This is a genomic window from Ornithinibacillus bavariensis, from assembly GCF_018333235.1.
GTDB lineage: Bacteria > Bacillota > Bacilli > Bacillales > Amphibacillaceae > Ornithinibacillus > Ornithinibacillus bavariensis.
On record NZ_BORP01000001.1, the window covers coordinates 495417 to 515117 of the forward strand.

General features: G+C 36.4%; 16 protein-coding genes. 15 read left to right on the top strand and 1 reads right to left on the bottom strand.

Annotation, left to right across the window (positions count from 1 at the left end; all coding sequences use genetic code 11):
- Nucleotides 1-629: 629 nt before the first annotated feature.
- From KI338_RS02545 to KI338_RS02585, 9 genes are all read left to right on the top strand, one after another.
- Nucleotides 630-1703 (top strand): LLM class flavin-dependent oxidoreductase, encoded by a 1074-nt coding sequence (locus tag KI338_RS02545; RefSeq protein ID WP_212919394.1) that lies wholly within the window; start codon nt 630-632, stop codon nt 1701-1703.
- Complete coding sequence (locus KI338_RS02550) at nt 1700-2266, top strand: NADPH-dependent FMN reductase (protein WP_212919395.1); 567 nt, start codon at nt 1700-1702, stop codon at nt 2264-2266. Before KI338_RS02545 ends, KI338_RS02550 begins: the two co-directional genes overlap by 4 nt.
- Before the next feature lie 151 nt (nt 2267-2417).
- On the top strand, nt 2418-3791 hold the full coding sequence (locus KI338_RS02555) for an MATE family efflux transporter (RefSeq protein ID WP_212920028.1): 1374 nt from the start codon (nt 2418-2420) through the stop codon (nt 3789-3791).
- Between the two features lie 112 nt (nt 3792-3903).
- The gene (locus KI338_RS02560; protein WP_212919396.1) at nt 3904-4629 is read left to right on the top strand and encodes a DsbA family oxidoreductase; all 726 of its coding nucleotides are present in this window, start codon (nt 3904-3906) and stop codon (nt 4627-4629) included.
- A 134-nt stretch (nt 4630-4763) separates the two neighbouring features.
- On the top strand, nt 4764-5039 hold the full coding sequence (locus tag KI338_RS02565; protein ID WP_212919397.1) for a hypothetical protein: 276 nt from the start codon (nt 4764-4766) through the stop codon (nt 5037-5039).
- A 201-nt stretch (nt 5040-5240) separates the two neighbouring features.
- Nucleotides 5241-6047 (top strand): DUF6612 family protein, encoded by an 807-nt coding sequence (locus tag KI338_RS02570; protein ID WP_212919398.1) that lies wholly within the window; start codon nt 5241-5243, stop codon nt 6045-6047.
- 271 nt (nt 6048-6318) lie between these two features.
- On the top strand, nt 6319-7425 hold the full coding sequence (locus KI338_RS02575; RefSeq protein ID WP_212919399.1) for a PcsB-like coiled-coil domain-containing protein: 1107 nt from the start codon (nt 6319-6321) through the stop codon (nt 7423-7425).
- Nucleotides 7426-7525: 100 nt separating this feature from the next.
- Complete coding sequence (locus tag KI338_RS02580) at nt 7526-7981, top strand: DinB family protein (RefSeq protein WP_212919400.1); 456 nt, start codon at nt 7526-7528, stop codon at nt 7979-7981.
- A 189-nt stretch (nt 7982-8170) separates the two neighbouring features.
- Nucleotides 8171-8317 carry a hypothetical protein gene (locus tag KI338_RS02585; protein ID WP_212919401.1) on the top strand — a complete coding sequence of 49 codons (147 nt, stop codon included), beginning with the start codon at nt 8171-8173 and terminating at the stop codon, nt 8315-8317.
- A gap of 84 nt (nt 8318-8401) precedes the next feature.
- On the opposite strand, the gene KI338_RS02590 is transcribed toward KI338_RS02585, so the two are convergent.
- Nucleotides 8402-8932 carry a cysteine hydrolase family protein gene (locus tag KI338_RS02590; protein ID WP_212919402.1) on the bottom strand — a complete coding sequence of 177 codons (531 nt, stop codon included), beginning with the start codon at nt 8930-8932 and terminating at the stop codon, nt 8402-8404.
- 217 nt (nt 8933-9149) lie between these two features.
- On the opposite strand from KI338_RS02590, the gene KI338_RS02595 reads away from it, so the two are divergent.
- The 6 genes from KI338_RS02595 to KI338_RS17665 all read left to right on the top strand — a co-directional run bounded on the left by KI338_RS02595 (nt 9150) and on the right by KI338_RS17665 (nt 19507).
- Nucleotides 9150-10367: an MFS transporter gene (locus KI338_RS02595; protein ID WP_212919403.1), complete on the top strand. Its 1218-nt coding sequence runs from the start codon at nt 9150-9152 to the stop codon at nt 10365-10367.
- Between the two features lie 13 nt (nt 10368-10380).
- Nucleotides 10381-11262, top strand: coding sequence for an aminoglycoside 6-adenylyltransferase (locus KI338_RS02600; RefSeq protein ID WP_212919404.1), 882 nt, complete (start codon nt 10381-10383; stop codon nt 11260-11262).
- Nucleotides 11263-11281: 19 nt separating this feature from the next.
- A complete protein-coding gene (locus KI338_RS02605; protein WP_212919405.1) occupies nt 11282-11767 on the top strand; it encodes a GNAT family N-acetyltransferase in 486 nt (161 codons plus the stop codon).
- A complete protein-coding gene (locus KI338_RS02610) occupies nt 11757-12374 on the top strand; it encodes an NUDIX hydrolase (RefSeq protein WP_212919406.1) in 618 nt (205 codons plus the stop codon). The genes KI338_RS02605 and KI338_RS02610 overlap by 11 nt, the downstream gene beginning before the upstream one ends.
- A gap of 448 nt (nt 12375-12822) precedes the next feature.
- Nucleotides 12823-13719 (top strand): heme o synthase, encoded by an 897-nt coding sequence (cyoE, locus tag KI338_RS02615; protein WP_212919407.1) that lies wholly within the window; start codon nt 12823-12825, stop codon nt 13717-13719.
- Nucleotides 13720-14320: 601 nt separating this feature from the next.
- Nucleotides 14321-19507: a S8 family peptidase gene (locus tag KI338_RS17665; protein WP_244853301.1), complete on the top strand. Its 5187-nt coding sequence runs from the start codon at nt 14321-14323 to the stop codon at nt 19505-19507.
- Nucleotides 19508-19701 lie beyond the last annotated feature (194 nt).

The following is a 19701-nucleotide window of genomic DNA, read 5'->3' on the forward strand; positions in this document are numbered from 1 at the left end:
ACGACTGAAATGATACATAGAGCGTCTGTAAACATCATTTTGATAAAAGGATATGAACGAAATGATGCATAGAGCACGTGTAAACATCATTTTGGCAGATGGATACGAATGAAATGATGCATAGAGCGTCTGTAAACATCATTTTGATAAAAGGATATGAACGAAATGATGCATAGAGCACGTGTAAACAACATTTCGGCAGAAGGATACGAATGAAATGATTTCTAAAGGACATGTAAACATCACTCACCTCGAAGATTACCCAATAAAATGAATCTTAGTGATTAACTAAACATCATTTTGGTGGAAAACTAAAGTTGTTCTTATTCTGTGTTTATTTTTAACGGGCACATAAGGGGAGAATAGGTATAAGTGAAGCACTGTGGCTCGATTAATCAGAGGTTGAAATAAAGTAAGAATGTGGAAGAAGCAAAATTAGCTTTCACATGCTCAAAATAGGATAACGAAAAGAGCTAGGCAGTTTATTAGCAAAGCACGCATCTTTTATTGTACTATTACATGAGAACTAATCTCATTTATCATTAGTAACGTATGTTCTATACAAATATTTGGAAAATCATATTTAACGTCTGAAATATGCAGTGCGTAGTAGAAAGAAGGGAAAACTGTTGGAAGCATACCGTGTTAATCCAAAGAACGGACTAGAATTCGGTCTTTATACATTAGGGGATCATATCGCTAACCCACATACAGGAGAAAGAATCTCAGCAAGACAACGAATAAATGAAATAATCGAATTGGCATCGTTAGCAGAGCAAGCTGGTATTGACTTTTTTAGTGTAGGAGAGAGCCATCAGGAGTATTTCACAACACAAGCACACACTGTTGTATTAAGTGCGATTGCTCAAGCAACGAAAAAAATTAAACTAGCCAGCTCTTCAACGATTATCAGTACACTGGATCCTGTTCGTGTTTATGAGGATTTTGCTACTATCGATTTAATTTCTAATGGTCGTACAGAGATAGTTGCAGGTCGAGCATCAAGGGTCGGTGTATTTGAATTGCTAGGATATGATTTAAGAGATTATGAGGAATTATTTGAAGAAAAGTTTGAATTGCTACTCAAAATTAATGAGGAAGAAGTTGTCAATTGGAGTGGGGAATATCGAGCACCACTCAAAAATGCAAAAATACTTCCAAGACCAGTGAACGGATCCTTACCGATATGGAGAGCCGTTGGTGGACCGCCTTCGAGTGCAATTAAGGCTGGTTATCGAGGTGTACCGATGTTTCTCGCTATGTTAGGTGGACCTGCCAATAGCTTTAAACACTCCATTGACGCATATAGGGAAGCCGCTAGACTGAACGGACATCAGCCAGATGAACTTCCAATAGCTACAGCAGGATTTTTCTATGCTGCTGAGACTACACAGCAAGCACAACGAGAAACATATGACTTTATTAATGAAGGTATGAAGCTAACCAATGGACGTGGATTTCCGAAGCAGCATTTTGCTCAAGGTGCACATCCTCATGATGTGATGAATATTGGTAGCCCTGAGCTAATTATTGAAAAGATTTTATATCAGCATGAGGTTTTCGGACATCAGCGATATATTGCACAGATGGACTTTGGTGGAATTACTTTCGATAATTTAAAACGAAATATTGATCTAATTGGTGAGAAGATTTTACCAGTAATAAAGAAGTATACTCGGGAGAAATCGGAGGGACAATCATGAAAATAGTAGGCTTATCCGGGTCTATTGTTGGTTCAAAAACAAGAACGGCAATGGAACATACAATAAAGATTTTAGCAGAAAAAAATCCGGATATGGAGATTACATTAATTGATTTAGCAGATTATGATATACAGTTTAGTGATGGCCGAAATTATTTAGAATATGAAGGAGATACTGGATTTGTTTCTAAGGTGTTGATGGAAGCGGATGCAATTATAATTGGTACACCTGTTTTTCAAGCTTCTATCCCAGCAACATTGAAGAACATTTTTGATTTATTACCTGAACGTGCGTTCATGGATAAAGTGGTTGGAATAATTATTACTGCTGGTTCGGCTAAGCATTATTTGGTTGCTGAGCAACAATTAAAGCCAATCCTATCGTATATGAAAGCAAATCTTGTTCAGTCCTATGTTTTTATTGAAGATCAGGATTTTTATCGTAAGGAAATTACAAATGATGATGTATTATTTCGACTAGAACGTTTAGTTGATGATCTTATTTTATTAGTCAAGACATACCAGTCCATGCAAGAGACGAGAGAGGCAGAATATGGATTTTAAAAGAATCTGGTGTTGAAACCAGATTCTTTCTTAATATATTTAAAATAGTACTGTACTTTTTACATTTGCTAGGATTATAATTATCATATTCTTTTGAACAAAATAGGAAAAGAAAAGAAGCGTGTATATTGTGAGAAGTACAAAATTAAATATGAAGCAACAACTCACTTCGTTAATGAGTAAGCACTTATCAGGGAAATCGATGAGTTATAAAGAAATTATAACCATCTTTATCCCTATTTTTGTTGATCAAGCATTCTTAATATTTATGAGTATGCTTAATACAGCCATGATAAGTTCATCAGGGGTTGCGGCTGTTAGCGCTGTAAGTATGGTAGATTCCCTTAATATATTCCTTGTAAATGTCTTTATTGCAGTTGCAACAGGTGGAACTGTTATTGTAGCACAGTATAAGGGAACTAAAAATATGGAAATGGTCTCGAAAACAGCTGCACAGGCTGTTTCCGCTGTTACTATTCTATCCTTATTATTAAGTGTATTTGTCATTGTATTTCATTCGCCAACGATTCATCTTCTATTTGGAAATGCTGAAGCGGATGTGTTAGCCAATGCAAAGCTATATCTGATAGGTAGTGCCATATCCTATCCATTGATAGGTATTTACCAAGCGGTGTGTGGTGGTCTTCGTGGAACAGGTGATACGAAACCAGTACTTGGACTATCATTGTTTATGAACCTAACAAATGTTCTCTTGAATCTATTTTTAATAACGATATTAAATCTGGGAATTGTTGGATTAGTTATTTCTGTTATTGTCTCTAGAACATTAGGGATGATCGCATCCGTTGTTTATTTGGTGAGATTTAATGAAACGATTCGACTGCGTCTGAAACAGGCATTGCATATTGATCTTTCTATTCAAAAGAAGATCATGTATATCGGAATGCCATTTGCTGCGGAGCAACTATTTTTTAATGGTGGTAAATTATTAACGCAAACGTTTATTGTTTTCTTAGGTACCTATTCCTTAACGTCATATGCTATTGCAAATTCAATTGCTTGGCTTTATCAAATCGGGCCTAATTCCCTTTGTATTGCAATCGTTACAGTAGTAGGACAATGTATAGGAAGAAGAGACATAGAAGATGCTAGGAAGTTTATTAAATCGTTTTTAGGACTTTCAGCCATTTTCTTTGTGGTTTCGGCAATTATCTTTTTGCCGCTATTCCCATTAATGATGAAAATGTTTAATCCACCTGTAGAAATCATAGGTACTATTTTCATTATGGTTTTATTGAGTGCAGTTTTTCATCCGATTTTATGGTCGTTTAGCTTCTTATTACCGGCGGCATTACGTGCAGCTGGTGACTCTAAATTTACTTCTGTAACCTCTTTATTTACGATGTGGATTGTACGTGTTGTACTTGGGTATATCTTTGGTATTACATTGGGCTATGGAATCATAGGAGTATGGATAGCGATGATTCTTGAATGGGGAGTTCGTAGTCTTATCTTCTATATTCGTTTTAAAGGGCATAAATGGTATGCTCATCAGTTAATATAGAACGAACTCTACGCTTTGCTATTCATGCTGCATTTTGAAATGAAGCATGAGGTTTGTCTTCAACCATAACTTATGCAACAATATAGCAGATAACTAAAAAAGAGGTGTACGCATGAAAATAGAAATATGGTCAGATTTTGTATGTCCATTTTGTTATATAGGAAAACGTCGTTTAGAACATGCTCTAGAGCAATTTCCCTATCGTGATAAGGTTGAGTTAGAATATAGGAGCTTTGAACTTGATCCGAATGCTGCAATTTACTCAGGTAAATCTATTCACGAAGCATTAGCAAATAAGTATGGAATGAGTTTAGATGAGGCGAGACAAGCTAATGAGAATGTGGGCCAGCAAGCTAAGACAGTTGGTTTAGACTATGATTTTGATGGTATGAAACCGACAAATACATTTGATGCACATCGACTAGCAAAATATGCAAGTACTGTCGGAAAAGAGAAAGAGATTACGGAAAGCCTTCTTCATGCTTATTTTGTTGAAGCTAAGTTAATCAGTAATCATGATACATTATTGGAGATAGCAGAATCTGTAGGATTAGATAGAGAAATGACTTTATCCGTTTTAAAGGATACAGACCGATTCGCAACAGAGGTTCGTAATGAAGAGATGCAAGCTCAAGCATTTGGAGCAACTGGGGTACCATTTTTCGTTATTAACCAAAAGTATGCTATTTCAGGCGCTCAACCAACGGAACTGTTTTTGAGTGCTTTAAATCAGGTATGGGAAGAAGAAGCGCCAAAGCCAAAATTGCAGAGTCTCGTTGAAGATGAATCCAATATGGTATGCACTGATGAGGGTTGTATCATACCTCCAGAAAAGTAGAAAAGTGACCTTGCCGATAAGGCAATGGTCATTTTTTCTATATAAAATTACCATCCCTCTTGAATACTACATAATTGCTGGATAGGTTGGAACAATAAAAGTAGTGTTTTATATGATTTTAGGAGGTAGACATTTTGCCACAGGTTAATTTACATGAAAAGCTACAACGGGTAAGTGAAATGGTGAATGATGCCCAAGAGGCTGTAATACAAGCTCAGGGTCAGAATCTACATGTGTTAGAGCATGCGTATAGCTTACTTAAACAAGCAGAGAATGAGTTAAAAAATGTTCAAAATCAAGCTGGAGTCGAAGCAACTGAGAATCCACAGTTCCAACAGGCTTTTGAGGAATTACATGATGTCCGACAGCAAGTACAAGAGGCACAGCAAAATATTGCGGACATCCCATAACTATGAGGAAGGAAAGCTTCATTCGAAGTATACCTTCCTCTTATTATGTTTTTGAAATAGTAAAAAGGACCCTTTATACTCAACAGAAACCTCTTATGAAATGGTACTTTCGAATCAAAAATTGTCATATCGACTTTTTTCGAAACCTTCGTAAGATAGTTGACGTAATACTGTTGACTATCTATTAAGGGGATGAATTATTTGAAGAAATGGTTAGTAGGAATTGCTTTCGTTTTTACTTCGTTTACTCTTGCTGCATGTAGCGAAAGTGCAGAGGAAGTCTATACAAGGGCATTAGAGGCAGCGGAGAAAATGGAAAGTGCAGAAGTTAGTACAGTTTTGAATCAAGAAATATCAATGGCAAATGAGGGGAAAGTAACTATTGAAAGCGATATGGAAGGTTCTGTGGTATTAGAGCCATTAGCAATGCACCAAAAGGGTAAAATGGCTATGTCCTTAGAGGGCGAGGAGTCACTTAATATGGATACAGAGATTTATCTTGTGGATGATGAAATGTATGTGTTTGAGTCACTCACGAATCAATGGATAAAGGCTGATAGTTCATTAATACCTATAGAAACATTAACGGCGGATCAACCAAATGTCACAGAACAACTTAAGATGGTAGAAGACTATATTCAGGATCTTGAATTTGAAGAAAAGGATAATGAGTTTATATTCAAGCTAACTGCTGATGGTGAGGATTTTAAAAAGCTTACGCAGCAAATGTTAGAGGAATACCTTCCAGAGGATATTACAAATGAAATTGGTGATTTATCAACACTATTAGAAGAGATGGATATTAAAAAATTATCTGTTGAGATGGTTTTGGACAACAAAACATACGACTTGAAGAAATATAATCTCGTTATGGAAATGACAATGAATGTTGAAGGCGAAGAGATTTCTATTATCCAAAATGTGAAATCAACCTATAAAAAAATCAACACAATTGATAAGATAGAAGTTCCACAGGAAGTAAAAGATGACGCAGTTGATGCTTCTTGATTTTAAAAGCAAGAACAAGGATTGGTCTAAAGAGATCAATCCTTCCTTTTTGTAGAAATATCCTATATCTCCTTATTTCCCCCTATTTCAATTCATAAATCATAATTTTCCAATAATAAACACCGGCTTGAGAGCTAGGTACTAAGTTATGATACAGAAATGTAAAGTTGCTCTAAAGTTGATGAAATCTAGTAATGATATACTCTTCATAGTAGATTTTCAAATAAAGAGAAAGAGATACTACGAGAATAAGAGGAAAGCAGGGGAAAGCTTGAGAAAACTAACCGCAATTACCTTCGCTGTTACCGTACTATTTGGTAGTACAATAAATAGTGTTCAAGTTTTTGCAGATTCGAAGGATGATCTACAAGATATTCAGAAGCAACGTCAAGATATAAAAAACAATCTGTCAGGTGCGCAAGCAAAAATTGCAGATGTAATGGCTGAAATAGACGATTTAAATGAGGAAATTCAACGTGTAAACGAGGAAATTTCTCAAAAACAAGAAGTGATTGATCAGACTGATAATAAAATACAAGGTACTGTTCAAGAAATTGGGAAGCTTCAGCAGGAAATCGCGGAGCTTCAGGATGATATTAAAAAGCGTCAGGATATCCTGGAAAAAAGGATGTCTTCCTACCAAAAAACGGGTGGTTCTATAAGCTATCTAGAGGTTTTATTTGGAGCGCAAAGCTTTACGGACTTTATTAGCCGAGCCGCCATAGTAAGTACTATTACAGACTCAGATAGTGAACTAATCGATCAATTAGATTCAGATATAAAAACAGTGGAAGAAAAGAAGCTTGAGTCTCTAAATAAGCTTGATCAATTAAATGAAATGAGAAAAGAGCAAGAAGAAAATCTTGCTGCTATTCAGGGGAAAAAACAAGCAAATGAGAATAGTAAGCATAAACTTGAGAAAAAACAATCCGATTTACTAACCAACATTAACGAATTGAAGTCAAAGGATAGTAACCTTGCAAAAGTGGAATCAGATGTAAAGGCAAGTATTGCTGCTGAAGAAGCTAGAAAAGCAAGAGAACTGGAACAAAAGTCAAGTGGAACTGGCCAACCAATCAAGAGTGTAAAGGGTAAAACCATTACTGTTACCGCTACTGCATATACTGCAAGCTGTGAAGGGTGCTCTGGTGTAACAAAAACAGGAATAAACTTAAAAGCTAATCCAAATGCCAAAGTTATTGCTGTTGACCCATCTGTTATCCCACTAGGATCAGTGGTTTATGTAGAGGGTTATGGCTATGCGATAGCAGGTGACGTTGGTTCAGCTATAAAGGGCAATAGAATAGATGTATTTGTATCCTCCCAAGCAAAAGCATTAAAATGGGGAGTAAAAAAACTTAAAGTAACCATACAGTAATAGAGATGTGTGCTTTTGTTTACTAGACAAAAGCCACATCTCTTTTTTTTATCTAAGGATTCCTTTATACTAGAAGGATGATTGTATAGGAGGATATAGAATGTCTGTATTAAAACAATTTAATTTAACACGAACATCCCTATTAACGTTTTTAAGTGAGTTAGATGAAGAAGCTTTGGACAAGAAAACAAATTACTTTGACAATACGATTCGTTGGTATATTGGTAACACTTTATTTATGGATGAGAAATTGTTATTTGTTAGTAAACAATCTCGAAAACTTCCTGAGGAATATGCCCAATTATTTAGTTCGGATATTCTTTCGTCCGAATGGACAATAAAAGCACCATCACTAGAACAGCTAATAAATGATTTAGAGGACCAACAAAATCGTATTAATAACTTTGATGAGTTTTTCTGGAAATCAAATGTAAAGTTTAAGGTTCCTTATGGGCATGTGGAAACACACGGTGACTTGTTAATAATGCTGGCGCATCGTGAGGCAGAAATTTTAGGTAGAATGAAAGCGATGAAGCAAGTAGTGGAGGCTGAATAAAGACATCCAGAGTCGGAAAATCGACTTTGGATTTTTTTAGTTATAGAATTATGGCTATTTAGTAGTTATGGTGAAGAAAAGTTAGAAAAATTAAAAGGAAATGGAAAAGAAGTGTCGAAATAATTATGTAGTTATTAAATGGATTAATATGTAGTTATTAAATGGATTAAGTTGAAGGGAGAGTAGCAAATGGAAAGTGAACAAAAAAGATCCCCATTTTATAAAAACTTTTTATTTTGGTTTCTACTATTACTTATTGGTTGTGCGGTGTTTGGATTTGTAAAAGGGGACGAACTCCCAAATTGGTTGGAATTTATTCGAAGATTATTACGTTAATTAACTCTATTATTTAATAGTTTGCTATGATCAAAGTTATAGTAGAGAGGTCCCTCATTGTAATAAAAGGGACCTTCTTTCTAGTTATTTATACATTTCTTCATATTCTTCAAAATCCTGTACCTCGATTACATCAGACCAATGTAAAACGGTTCCTACAAAATCTCTTATATCTAAACCTCTCATTTCATAGGTTTCATCCGTATTTACAGTTCCTGTAGCATCTTCAATAAATGTAACCTTATATCCACGATCATAAGCAGAAATTGCTGTGAACATACAACAAAACTCTGTATTAAATCCAGTAATGAAAAGATGCTCTACACCTAGTTCTTCAAGTAAGGTAGCAAGATTGGTTTGAAAAAATGCACTAGGAGTTTCCTTCTCAATAATGTAATCTGCATATTCTTTTAGATTGGAAACGATTTGTGAGCCTTCAGAATACCTATGAAGTTGGCTTTCTTCATGTTGATCGAAATGTTGAACGAATATAACAGGTTCTTTTTTGCTTTTACAATTTTGAATTATACTCTCTATTAAGAATAATTCTTCTTTAAAGTCACGAAAATTTACAATTCCGTATTGAACATCAATAACTAATAGGGCTTTTTTCATATATAAAATCCTTTCTTTGTTAGTTATGAATTTTTAGAGATGGAATACCACATGATGTTAAGCCTCCTAGTAATAGTAAATAATTATTCTATTTATATTTCGATAGTTAGTATAGAATTCCTGCTTTATCATAAATAGTTATTATCTTGATGGATAAGTCATGATAAAATAGATTAACAGAATTTTTAAAAGTCAGAATTATAGTGAGGGTACTAGCGTGGATAATATAATTATTAGTTGGAAAAATCCTATTCGATTGTTAACCTCCGTTGGATTGGCTAGAGTTGGAGATTTTATTTATTTAGTCGCAATAAACATCCTAGTATTTCAGATGACTGGTTCAGCCGCAGCGGTTGCGGGTTTGTGGGTAATTGGACCGATGGTTAATTTGTTAACCAAGTTTTGGACAGGGAGCTTTATAGATTATCGAAGTAAGCGCAAGATTATGATTATAACTTATATTTTCCGTGCTTTTTTGGTATTTTGCATTCCTTTTTCACCAAGTATTTGGTTAATTTATCTCATTTTAGTTTTCTTAAGTGTTGCCCAGTCATTCTTCCAACCTTCCTCCATGACATATACAACACAATTAATTCCTAAAGAGATTAGAAAGCGTTTTAATTCTATAAATTCATTAACATCTTCTGGTGCTTTCATTATGGGACCTGCAATAGCTGGGGCATTGATTCTCGTTACTAATGTCAATATTACATTGGTGATTAATTCAGTTGCATTCTTACTAGCTGCGATTCTATTGCTTTTACTACCTGAAACAGACAATTTTGAGAAAAATACTGCACCCAAGCTATCGTTTAAGCAAATAAAGGATGATTTTACTGTAAGCATAACTTTTATGAGGGAAAATAGTTATGTGGCATTTGTCTATATTTCCTTTTTGGCAACTACTATTTTTACATTTGCCATGGATACGCAAGAAGTTGTATTTACGCAACTTGTTGTTGGGTTAACTGAAATGGATTATAGTATGTTAATTAGTATTACTGGTATTGGAGCAATAGTTGGTGCATTCTTGGTGTCAATCTTTACAAAAGGTATTTCGATAAGACTATTAATTATTACAGGTATTATCATGCAAACAATAGGTTATTTAATTTATGCTTTTTCTTGGTCTTTTTTATCAATTGCTACGGGTTTTGTTATTCTAGGTTTTTTTAACACTTTCTTAAATACTGGAATCGTCACATTTTATCAGAATAATATTCCCGTGGATAAGATGGGAAGAATAACGAGTATTTTCCAGCTTTTCCAAAGCAGTGTACAGATTATATTTGTTTTATTAGTGGGAGCTGTAGCTGAATTAATTCCACTTCGACTAACGATTATTATTCTATCAATTTGTATGTTAGTAGTAGCTATAATCATTACGGTAGCGGTATTACACCCTGTAAAGAAAGGGTATTTCAAAGAAGCTTAAAAGGAGTATTAAGATGAGAACGGAAAAAGAGATGCTTGATCTAATTTTAGATGTAGCAAAAAATGATGAACGAATCCGCGCAGTATATATGAATGGCTCAAGAACAAACCCAAATGTGCCAAAAGATATATTTCAAGATTTTGATATTGTGTATGTGGTGAAAGAGACGGAACCATTTATTCATAATGCACCATGGATTAGCGTATTTGGTGAGCTACTAATGGTACAGGAGCCTGAAAAAATGGATAAGGAAATAGGCGAAACTGTGGATTTAAGCCAGAATTACGGTTATTTAATGCTTTTTTCGGATGGGAATCGTATTGATCTACATATCCAAACGAAAGACTATATGTTACGTACCTATAAAGGGGATAGCTTAACGATGCCCTTACTTGATAAGGATGACTGTTTACCACCAATTCCGAATGCATCAGATAAAGATTACTGGATTACGATGCCAATAGAAGCAGAATATTTTAGCGCGTGTAATGATTTTTGGTGGTGTACGCAGAACGTAGCTAAAGGTATATGGAGAGAGGAGCTACCATATGCAAAGGAGATGTTTGAAGCGGCAATTCGTCCAAGAATTAATCAACTAGTTTCTTGGTGGATTGGAATACAGCATGATTTCCAAATTTCGCCCGGGAAGATGGGGAAGTATTTTGAAAACTACTTACCAAAGCCATATTGGGATATGTATCGTAGTACTTACGCTAATGGAGAATATGAAGAAACTTGGGAGGCGCTTTTTGTCGCATGTGAACTATTTCGATTAATAGCGATAGAAGTTTCTGAAAGCTTATCCTTTAAATATCTTTATGAAGAAGATAGGAACATGACAAGATACTTAAAGAGAGTGAGAGAGCTTCCGAAAGAAGCAGTGGACATTTTTTAATAGATTGGAGCGGGAATAAATGCATCTATCTTTAATAAAAGCAACGGTTGAGGACGCAGAAATAATATTGAATATGCAAAGGAGAGCATTTATGCCATTATTAGAAAAGTATCAGGACTACGATGTTAATCCTGCAAACGAAACGATTGAAAGAGTAATGGAGAGGATTTTGAATCGGAATGGTGGCTTTTATAAGATAATACTAGATCAGCAAATAGTAGGTGCCATTTGTATTTCTCATCGAGATGGATATGAGTGGATAAGTCCAATGTTTATTTTGCCTGAATATCATGGGAAGGGAATTGGACAAGCCGTCTTAATAGAATTAGAATCTATGTTTCATAACTCGAAGGTTTGGCAACTAGCTACGATTCAAGAGGAAGAGAGAAATTGTTACTTGTATGAAAAAATGGGTTATGTCAGCACTGGAATATCTAAGGAAATAAATGATAAGGCGACACTAATCTATTATAAAAAGGTAGCGGAGGATTATCATGGAACCTAATTGGCTTAAGTGGGCAAAAGAGTTACAGGCAATTGCCCAGGCTGGTTTAACATACTCAAAGGATAAATATGATTTGGAAAGGTTTGAAGAGATACGAAAAATTAGTATCGAGATGTTAGCAGAACGAACGACATTGGACAAGGAAATAATTAGAAATCTGTTTGCCAATGAAACTGGGTATGCTACGCCAAAGGTAGATATTCGTGCAGTGGTTTTTCACAATAGAAGGCTATTAATGGTAAAGGAAAATACGGACAATAAGTGGGCTTTACCTGGTGGGTGGGCAGATATTGGACTTTCGCCAAGTGAAGTTGCTATTAAAGAAGTAAAGGAAGAGTCTGGATATGATGTTAGAGCAGTAAAAATGTTAGGAGTTCTAGACAAAAAGTGTCATCCCCATCCGCCTTCTGCCTATCATGTTTATAAAATTTTTATCCAATGTGAGATTATAGGTGGACACCCGAAAATAGGGTTAGAGACTAGTCAAATCGGTTTCTTTTCGGAGGAGGATATCCCCGAATTGTCGGAGGCGAGAAATACGTCTACACAAATTAAAATGTTATTTAATTTCTTAAGGTGGCCTAATAAGGAAGTGTTTTTTGACTAGTAGGCAAGGTGAACTTATGATTGAATTTGTAGGTCTAAGCATATTCAGATTGCTGTTCATGTAATTAATCGCAAAGCTTTAGCAAGCAGTATGATGAGAGAATGTTTGAGGAAAAGCATTCTTCAGTATGGAGAAATCGTTGTAGTGGAATAGTGGTAGTTTTATTACTAGTAGTATCATATGCCCCGGTCCACAACATCATTCTCAATTGAGTAACTAGCTGATAATTCCAGACACTCTTGCTCTTTTTCTATGTTCTTTATAGCTTTCCGGTAGTTGAGTTATTTAGATTTAGAAAGTCAGAAAATCTCATTATAAATAATTACGTTCAACAAATAGTACTAATTAATTGGGAATTCATGTGAAAAAAATGATACAATAGAAAAAGTATATAAGTTGATGGAGCTTTTTTTTATTAGGAATGTTAGAAGGGAATTTATGACGTAACATGAAAAACTATCAAGAAGTAAAGCATATATTGAAAAATACAGTTAAAACAGGAATTGTTGTGTCGAATTTAATACCAATGTTTGCTGGCTTAACCTTGGCTATGTTTACATATGGATATGGGTTAACAGAAAAAATTCCTGAAATGATTTTGGCTGTTATTGGTACTGCACTAATCATTGCATCGGCCGGGGCATTTAATAATTTATATGATCGAGATATAGATGCAATCATGGAAAGGACAAAAGTTAGACCTACTGTAACAGGAGAAATTGGTTTTAAAACTACCCTTTGGTTAGGGATTATCATGATGATTATTGGGGTAGGAGCATTAGCATTTACGACATGGTTAGCTGCATTTTTAGGGTTTTTAGGTCTTTTCTTATATGTTGTCCCATATACCATGTGGTCAAAGCGTAGAACGATTTACAATACGGAAATAGGTAGCTTGTCTGGTGCTGTACCACCACTTATCGGTTGGGCAGCAATCGAACCAAATATAGTACATCCAGCGCTATTAGGATTATTTGTGATTGCTATTCTTTGGCAAATGCCGCACTTTTATGCAATAGCGATTAGAAGGCATGATGATTACAAGGCAGCGAATGTGCCAATGTTGCCGGTTGTCAAAGGAATTAGAAGGACCTACCTACAGACTAATTTTTATCTTATCATTATGATTTTAGCTAGCTTTCTATTAGGTACATTAAGTATTGGTCTGATGTTAGTAGGATTACTTTTAGGCGGACTTTGGTTGATTTTAAGCATCACAAGTTATCAACCAGAAGACTCCAATAAATGGGCTAAATCACTATTCTTATTCTCGCTTTTATATATGTCGATCATGTTTATGACGATTATCATATATTCTTTAATGGGTATTATTTTTAAATTATAAAATTAATAATCTGTATAATGATTTAGAAGGAAAAAGTTCCAATTAGAACTTTTTCTTTTTTTGTCTTTATAAAGTGGCTCATTCCAATCACATACCCTAGAAATAGGAAATTACTAGAGCGAAACCGTGTTATCGTTAAAATAGGAAAATAGTACAAGGTAACAGAAATAATACTAAGTCTATTGTTGTGATTTTCCCCAAGTAAAATGTTGAAGCAAGTAGATTGATGTCTATATTGCATATTAATACAATAAAACGCATTACTATATGATTATTTTTCTTTCCAAAACTAGGAAAGCTCCATAGTAGTGAAAAAGAATTATTCACAATTATATTGATATTATAATAAAAACTATTGTTTTAGAAATCTGTATATAACTTTTTTCATAGTTTTTAAAGAGAATGAAATGGGTATAAATATTCATTTTTAAATATTCAGAAAAAATGGACATAAATCGACAGGATTCTCCAATGTTAATGTTTTATAGTTACCTTAACAACTAGATTCCTTACCTTCAACCTGGCATATTATCTATTCTTATTGAAAGGAGGATAGTGTGTTATCATTCATTGAAAATATTTGTGATGGGGAGGAATAGTTTTGAAAAGAAGAAAACAAGCAAGAAGATTTAGTGTTATTGCGATCATCTTGATGATTTTCTCGTTATTCACTCCTGCCTTTGCAGGTGCCGAATCAAAAGGAACACCTCACACCTCCTTAGTAGATTCTAAGGAATTGATTCAGGCAAAAGTGAATCAAAGTCTGCTAGATTCATTTTCTAAAAACGAAAAAGTCACCTTCTTAATCAAATTTAAAGAACAAGCAGACCCAATGAAGGTTGCAAAAGAAGCGAGGGCAAATGCTAAAAAGGCAAGTCTATCGGCCTTCAATCAAGAAATTGCCCAACGGTCTGCTGTTATTTCTGAATTGAAATCAGTAGCTATAGAATCACAACGGAAGGTTACTAGTTTTCTTGAAGCAGAAGCTGAAAAGGGAAATGCAGAGGATATTAAATCGTTCTATATAGTTAACGGTATGGCCGTTACAGCAACAAAGGAAATTGCAGAGAAGTTAGCAACTTTTCCTGAGGTAGAAAAAATTTTACCAAACGAAAAGCGTCAGTTATTTAAGGGACTAGAAGTGCAAGAAACTCCTAAAGTCGGTACTCAAAGTATTGAGTGGAACGTAGATCGTGTCAATGCTCCGGATGTTTGGGGATTGGGAGTTGACGGTGCAGGTGTGGTCGTAGCAAATATTGATACTGGTGTAGAGTGGGAACACCCTGCCTTAAAAGAAAAATATCGTGGCTACAATTCTGCAACCGGCCAAGTAGACCATACGTATAGCTTCTACGACCCAGTAAATGGACGAACTACACCTTATGACATTGATGGGCACGGAACACATACGATGGGAACAATGGTTGGTAGTGAGCCAAGTGGTTCTAACCAAGTTGGGGTTGCACCAGGTGCAAAGTGGATTGCTGTACAAGCATTTACTGCTAATGGTGCATATGATGATGATTTACTTGCTGCAGCAGAATGGATTATGGCTCCTGGTGGAGATACATCCAAGGCTCCAGATGTTGTCAACAACTCATGGGGTGGTGGCCGTGGTATCGATGAATGGTATTTACCTACGGTTATAGCTTGGCGTGCAGCGGATATTTTCCCTGCATTTGCGGCAGGTAATACAACACTAACAAATCCAGGAGGACCAGGATCTGTAGCATCACCTTCAAACTATCCGGAATCATTTGCTGTCGGAGCAACAGATTCTAATGATATGCTTGCTAGTTTTTCATTAAGAGGTCCATCACCATATGGAGAGATTAAGCCTGATATCTCAGCACCTGGTGTTGCAGTTCGATCTTCCTATCCGGGAGGCGGATATGCAAGTGCAAATGGTACCTCAATGGCAACGCCTGCAGTTGCTGGTGTAGTAGCTTTATTAAAGTCAGCGAACCAGAGTTTAGAGGTGGATCAGATTGAGCAAATCATCATAGATACTGCTGTACCAAGAACAGACAGTCAATATCCAGATAGCCCTAACCATGGATATGGATATGGATTGATAGATGCTTTTGCAGCGGTTTCTTCTATTGCTGACGGTTTAGCTAAGGTGCAAGGTCAAGTAACCATGGATGGAGAAGATACAGAGGCACCAGTCTTTGAACATGCGGCTCCATCTGAAGCTTACTCTGGACTTGATCTAGAACTAAATATTCAAGTGAGTGATAATGTTAGTGTAACGTCTGTACAGTTACAGTATGGTGACCAGACATTGGATGCAACACGTAAGTCTGGAAACTTCAAATCGGGAGAATATCAAGTAGTAATTCCTGGTGAAGCACTAGAAGTAGGTACATTCACTTATAACTGGGTAATTAATGATTTTGGAAATAACGAAGTAGTTAGTGACTCATATCAAGTTGACATTAAGGCAGGGATTACAAATGGCTACTTTGATGACTTCGAGTCGAAGCCAATGGGATGGCAAAAAACGGGAACCAATAATGTGTGGGAATGGGGAGTACCAACTTCTGGACCTAACGAAGCATATTCTGGTGAAAACGTTTATGCGACAAACTTAGCTGGTGACTATAGTAGTAGTATGAATGCATCCCTAATCATGCCACCAATCGATGTTGCAGAAGGCGAATCCTATCTGCAATTTAAGAGCTGGCACAGCTTTGAATACAGTACTTCCGGAACAGCTTGGGACTACGGTGAATTAGTCATTTCGAATGACATGGAAAATTGGACAACCCTAGAACGATTTGTCGGAGCTTCTGAAGGTTGGTTAAGTAAGGAGTTTGACTTATCAGATTATGCTGGTCAACGTCTATATGTCGGATTCCATACTTACTCCGATGGAAGTGTAACAAGACCTGGTTGGTATATAGATGATGTTGCCCTAACGGAAGACTCTATGTACAATCAAGATGCTGTTGCACCGACTTTCGAACATTCTGCTCCAGGCCAAGCATATAAAAACATGGCACTTAGCTTAAGTGTAGATGTTCAAGATGATTTAAGAATTGGTGGAGCAACACTTCATTTCTTAAATAGTGATGGCGAATGGCAAGAGCTTGAGGCAGAGTTGAGTTCTGGAAATGAAACAGAAGGGACGTTCGCGGTAATTGTTCCTGCTGAACATGTAAGTGGTGATTCTTTCACATATAAGTGGGTCGTGCGCGATTATGCACGTAATACTGTTGAAAGCGAAGAGTATGTTGTGGCTCTAACGGAAGGGATTACTGTTGGATATTCGGAGGACTTTGAGAATAACCCAGAAGGCTGGACATTAATTGGTAGCAAGAATGTATGGGAATTAGGTGCACCTACCTCTGGACCAAATGGTGCTGTTTCCGGTGAAAACGTATATGCTACTAATCTTGCTGGAGATTATCCATCCAATATGAATGGAACTTTAGTTATGCCGGGTGTGAGTGTTCCTGAGGATGGAGCATATCTACAATTTAAGGACTGGCATATTTTTGAACAGTCTTCTACTGGAACAGCATATGATTATGGACGTGTGGTGGTTTCCACAGATATGGTTAATTGGACCAATTTAGCACAGTTTAACGGTGATTCAGCTGGCTGGAAGGATGCAGAGGTTGATTTATCTGCATATGCTGGTCAAACGATATATGTTGGATTCTTTGCTTACTCTGATGGTAGTGTGGCAAAAGCTGGATGGTATATAGATGATGTCGTTTTATCGGATACATCATTAAATCTAGCTAAGAACCCAGCAGATAAGAAAATTGTTACAAATGATGAAAAGGCAGAAAAAGAGAAGGAAGCAGCTTTAGAAAAAGAAGCAAATGCTTCTTCCAAGAAAAATGTTGCTAAACCATCTAAAGATAAAGAACATGCTGTTGAAAAACAAGAGAATAAAGTTAGTGGTATTCCACTAGATGCAACTGTATCAGTATTAGAGACTGGTCGCTCTGTGGGAACTAACCCGCAGGACGGATCATATTCTATGGTAATTCCAGCTGGTTCGTATACGTTAGTTGCTGAAACATATGGATACCGTGCAAAGCAGCAAGCAGTAACCGTTGGAGCGGACGAAGTAGCGACAGCTAATTTTGTATTAGAAGAATTACCAAAAGCAACTGTAACTGGTGTTGTAACAAGTCAAAAGTCTGGTAACCCTATTGCTGGAGCAACAGTACTTCTGGTCGAGGATTCGAATGTAAATCCAGTTCAAACAGATGAAAATGGAAGCTTTTCCATTACAGCTTACGAGGGATCCTATACATTGAAAGTTCTTGCAGAAGATTACGTAGGACAAGAAATTGAAGTTACATTTGATCAAGATAAGTCATTAGATATTGCTTTAGAACCGTTCTTCACTGTACCAGGTGGAGAGATTGGTTATGATGATGGAACTGCAGAAAATGCACGTGCCTTCTACGATGCCGGCAATGGTTGGGCAGTTAAGATGTCACTTCCAGAAGGACAAAAGCAAGCAATTGTAACGGAAGGGGTCTTCCAATTCCATGGTACAGATTGGCCATCTCCAGGAGCTACTCCTTTTGCAGTAGAGGTATGGAGTGCTGGTGAAAATGGACTACCTGGTAAGAAACTTGCAGGCCCAATTAATGCCGAAGCAATTCGTGATCTAAATCAATGGACTGTAGTTGATTTAAGAGAACATAATATTCAAGTTGATGGTGACTTCTATATGGTTTATATTCAAACGGTTCCTTATCCAAATTCCCCTGGATTAGCGACAGATGAAAATGGACCAAATGCAAAGAGAAGCTATCAACTGGTCGGTGGAGCTTGGGAGCCTTCTCCTGCTGACGAAGGTAACTACATGATTCGAGCTAGGGTAGCATATGGTGTTGCAAAGCCTACAATTACTGACCCTGTGAATGGAACTCTTACGAATGAGGCTGCTGTATCGGTTCATGGAACTGCTTCGCCAACTACTTCTATAAGTTTACTGAATAACGGGGAAGAGGTTGGAACAGCTGATATTGGTGAGGATGGACAATTCAACATTGACATCGAGCTAGCTGAGGGTGAAAATACGCTTCAAGCTGTTACGTATGTTAATGGTGAAGAGGCGACAGAATCGGAGACAGTTACTGTAACACTAGATACGATAGCACCAGAACTAAACATTGCAAATATTAAGGATGGTGACCGTACAAATCGTGAAACGATTACAGTTCAAGGTACCGTTAGTGATACTAATCTTTCCACAGTAACAGTTAATGGGCAGCAGGCATCTGTTGAACCCGAATCTGGTACATTCTCAAAACGTATCCTACTTGATCAAGGGGAAAATGTCATTGAAGTAGTAGCAACAGATGGAGCAGGAAATACAACTACTAAAGTTGTAACTGTATTTGCAGACTTTACCGCTCCAGAAATCACAAATATAACGCCAAATGAAGATAAGCATCTGAAGGCAGGACAAACAGTATTAATTTCATTTGATAGTGAGGCTGGACTTGACGCTTCCTTTGCAGTTCATTTACCATTAACGAACATTCAGTCGTCTAATGTAACAGAGTTACCATTTGTGGAGACAACTGCAGGACATTATGTTGCATACTGGACAGTACCTAGTGGTGTTCAAGCAAATGGTGCAGAAATCGAATTAATTGCCAAAGATGATTTCGGTAATGAAACTCGTGCAAAAGCGGCGGGTAAGCTATATATTACCGATGGAAACGGAAATAACGGCAAAGGTAACGATAAAGGTAATGGTAATGGAAAAGGAAACAATAATGGCAAAGGCAAAGGTAATGGAAAGAACTAATTACCATTAACTATGAAGGTGTAGGAGCAGATGTGCTTCTACACCTTTTTATTTTATTGCATCTATATATTCACCCCATCTTCTAACTAATTTTATACAATATTGTTTTTGTCGAGAGGTTAAATAGGAGTATTCATTGAAAATTATTGAAGTGAACACTATAATAAGTCTATCCTTAAATTCTAAAGTAATTT

What these genes read in the sequence shown, in the direction of transcription:
- KI338_RS02550 (WP_212919395.1), top strand. Translation starts at nt 1,700, where the DNA reads ATGAAAATAGTAGGCTTATCCGGGTCTATTGTTGGTTCAAAAACAAGA.
- KI338_RS02555 (WP_212920028.1), top strand. Translation starts at nt 2,418, where the DNA reads ATGAAGCAACAACTCACTTCGTTAATGAGTAAGCACTTATCAGGGAAA.
- KI338_RS02560 (WP_212919396.1), top strand. Translation starts at nt 3,904, where the DNA reads ATGAAAATAGAAATATGGTCAGATTTTGTATGTCCATTTTGTTATATA.
- KI338_RS02580 (WP_212919400.1), top strand. Translation starts at nt 7,526, where the DNA reads ATGTCTGTATTAAAACAATTTAATTTAACACGAACATCCCTATTAACG.
- KI338_RS02585 (WP_212919401.1), top strand. Translation starts at nt 8,171, where the DNA reads ATGGAAAGTGAACAAAAAAGATCCCCATTTTATAAAAACTTTTTATTT.
- KI338_RS02590 (WP_212919402.1), bottom strand. Translation starts at nt 8,932, where the DNA reads ATGAAAAAAGCCCTATTAGTTATTGATGTTCAATACGGAATTGTAAAT.
- KI338_RS02600 (WP_212919404.1), top strand. Translation starts at nt 10,381, where the DNA reads ATGAGAACGGAAAAAGAGATGCTTGATCTAATTTTAGATGTAGCAAAA.
- KI338_RS02605 (WP_212919405.1), top strand. Translation starts at nt 11,282, where the DNA reads ATGCATCTATCTTTAATAAAAGCAACGGTTGAGGACGCAGAAATAATA.
- KI338_RS02610 (WP_212919406.1), top strand. Translation starts at nt 11,757, where the DNA reads ATGGAACCTAATTGGCTTAAGTGGGCAAAAGAGTTACAGGCAATTGCC.
- cyoE (WP_212919407.1), top strand. Translation starts at nt 12,823, where the DNA reads ATGAAAAACTATCAAGAAGTAAAGCATATATTGAAAAATACAGTTAAA.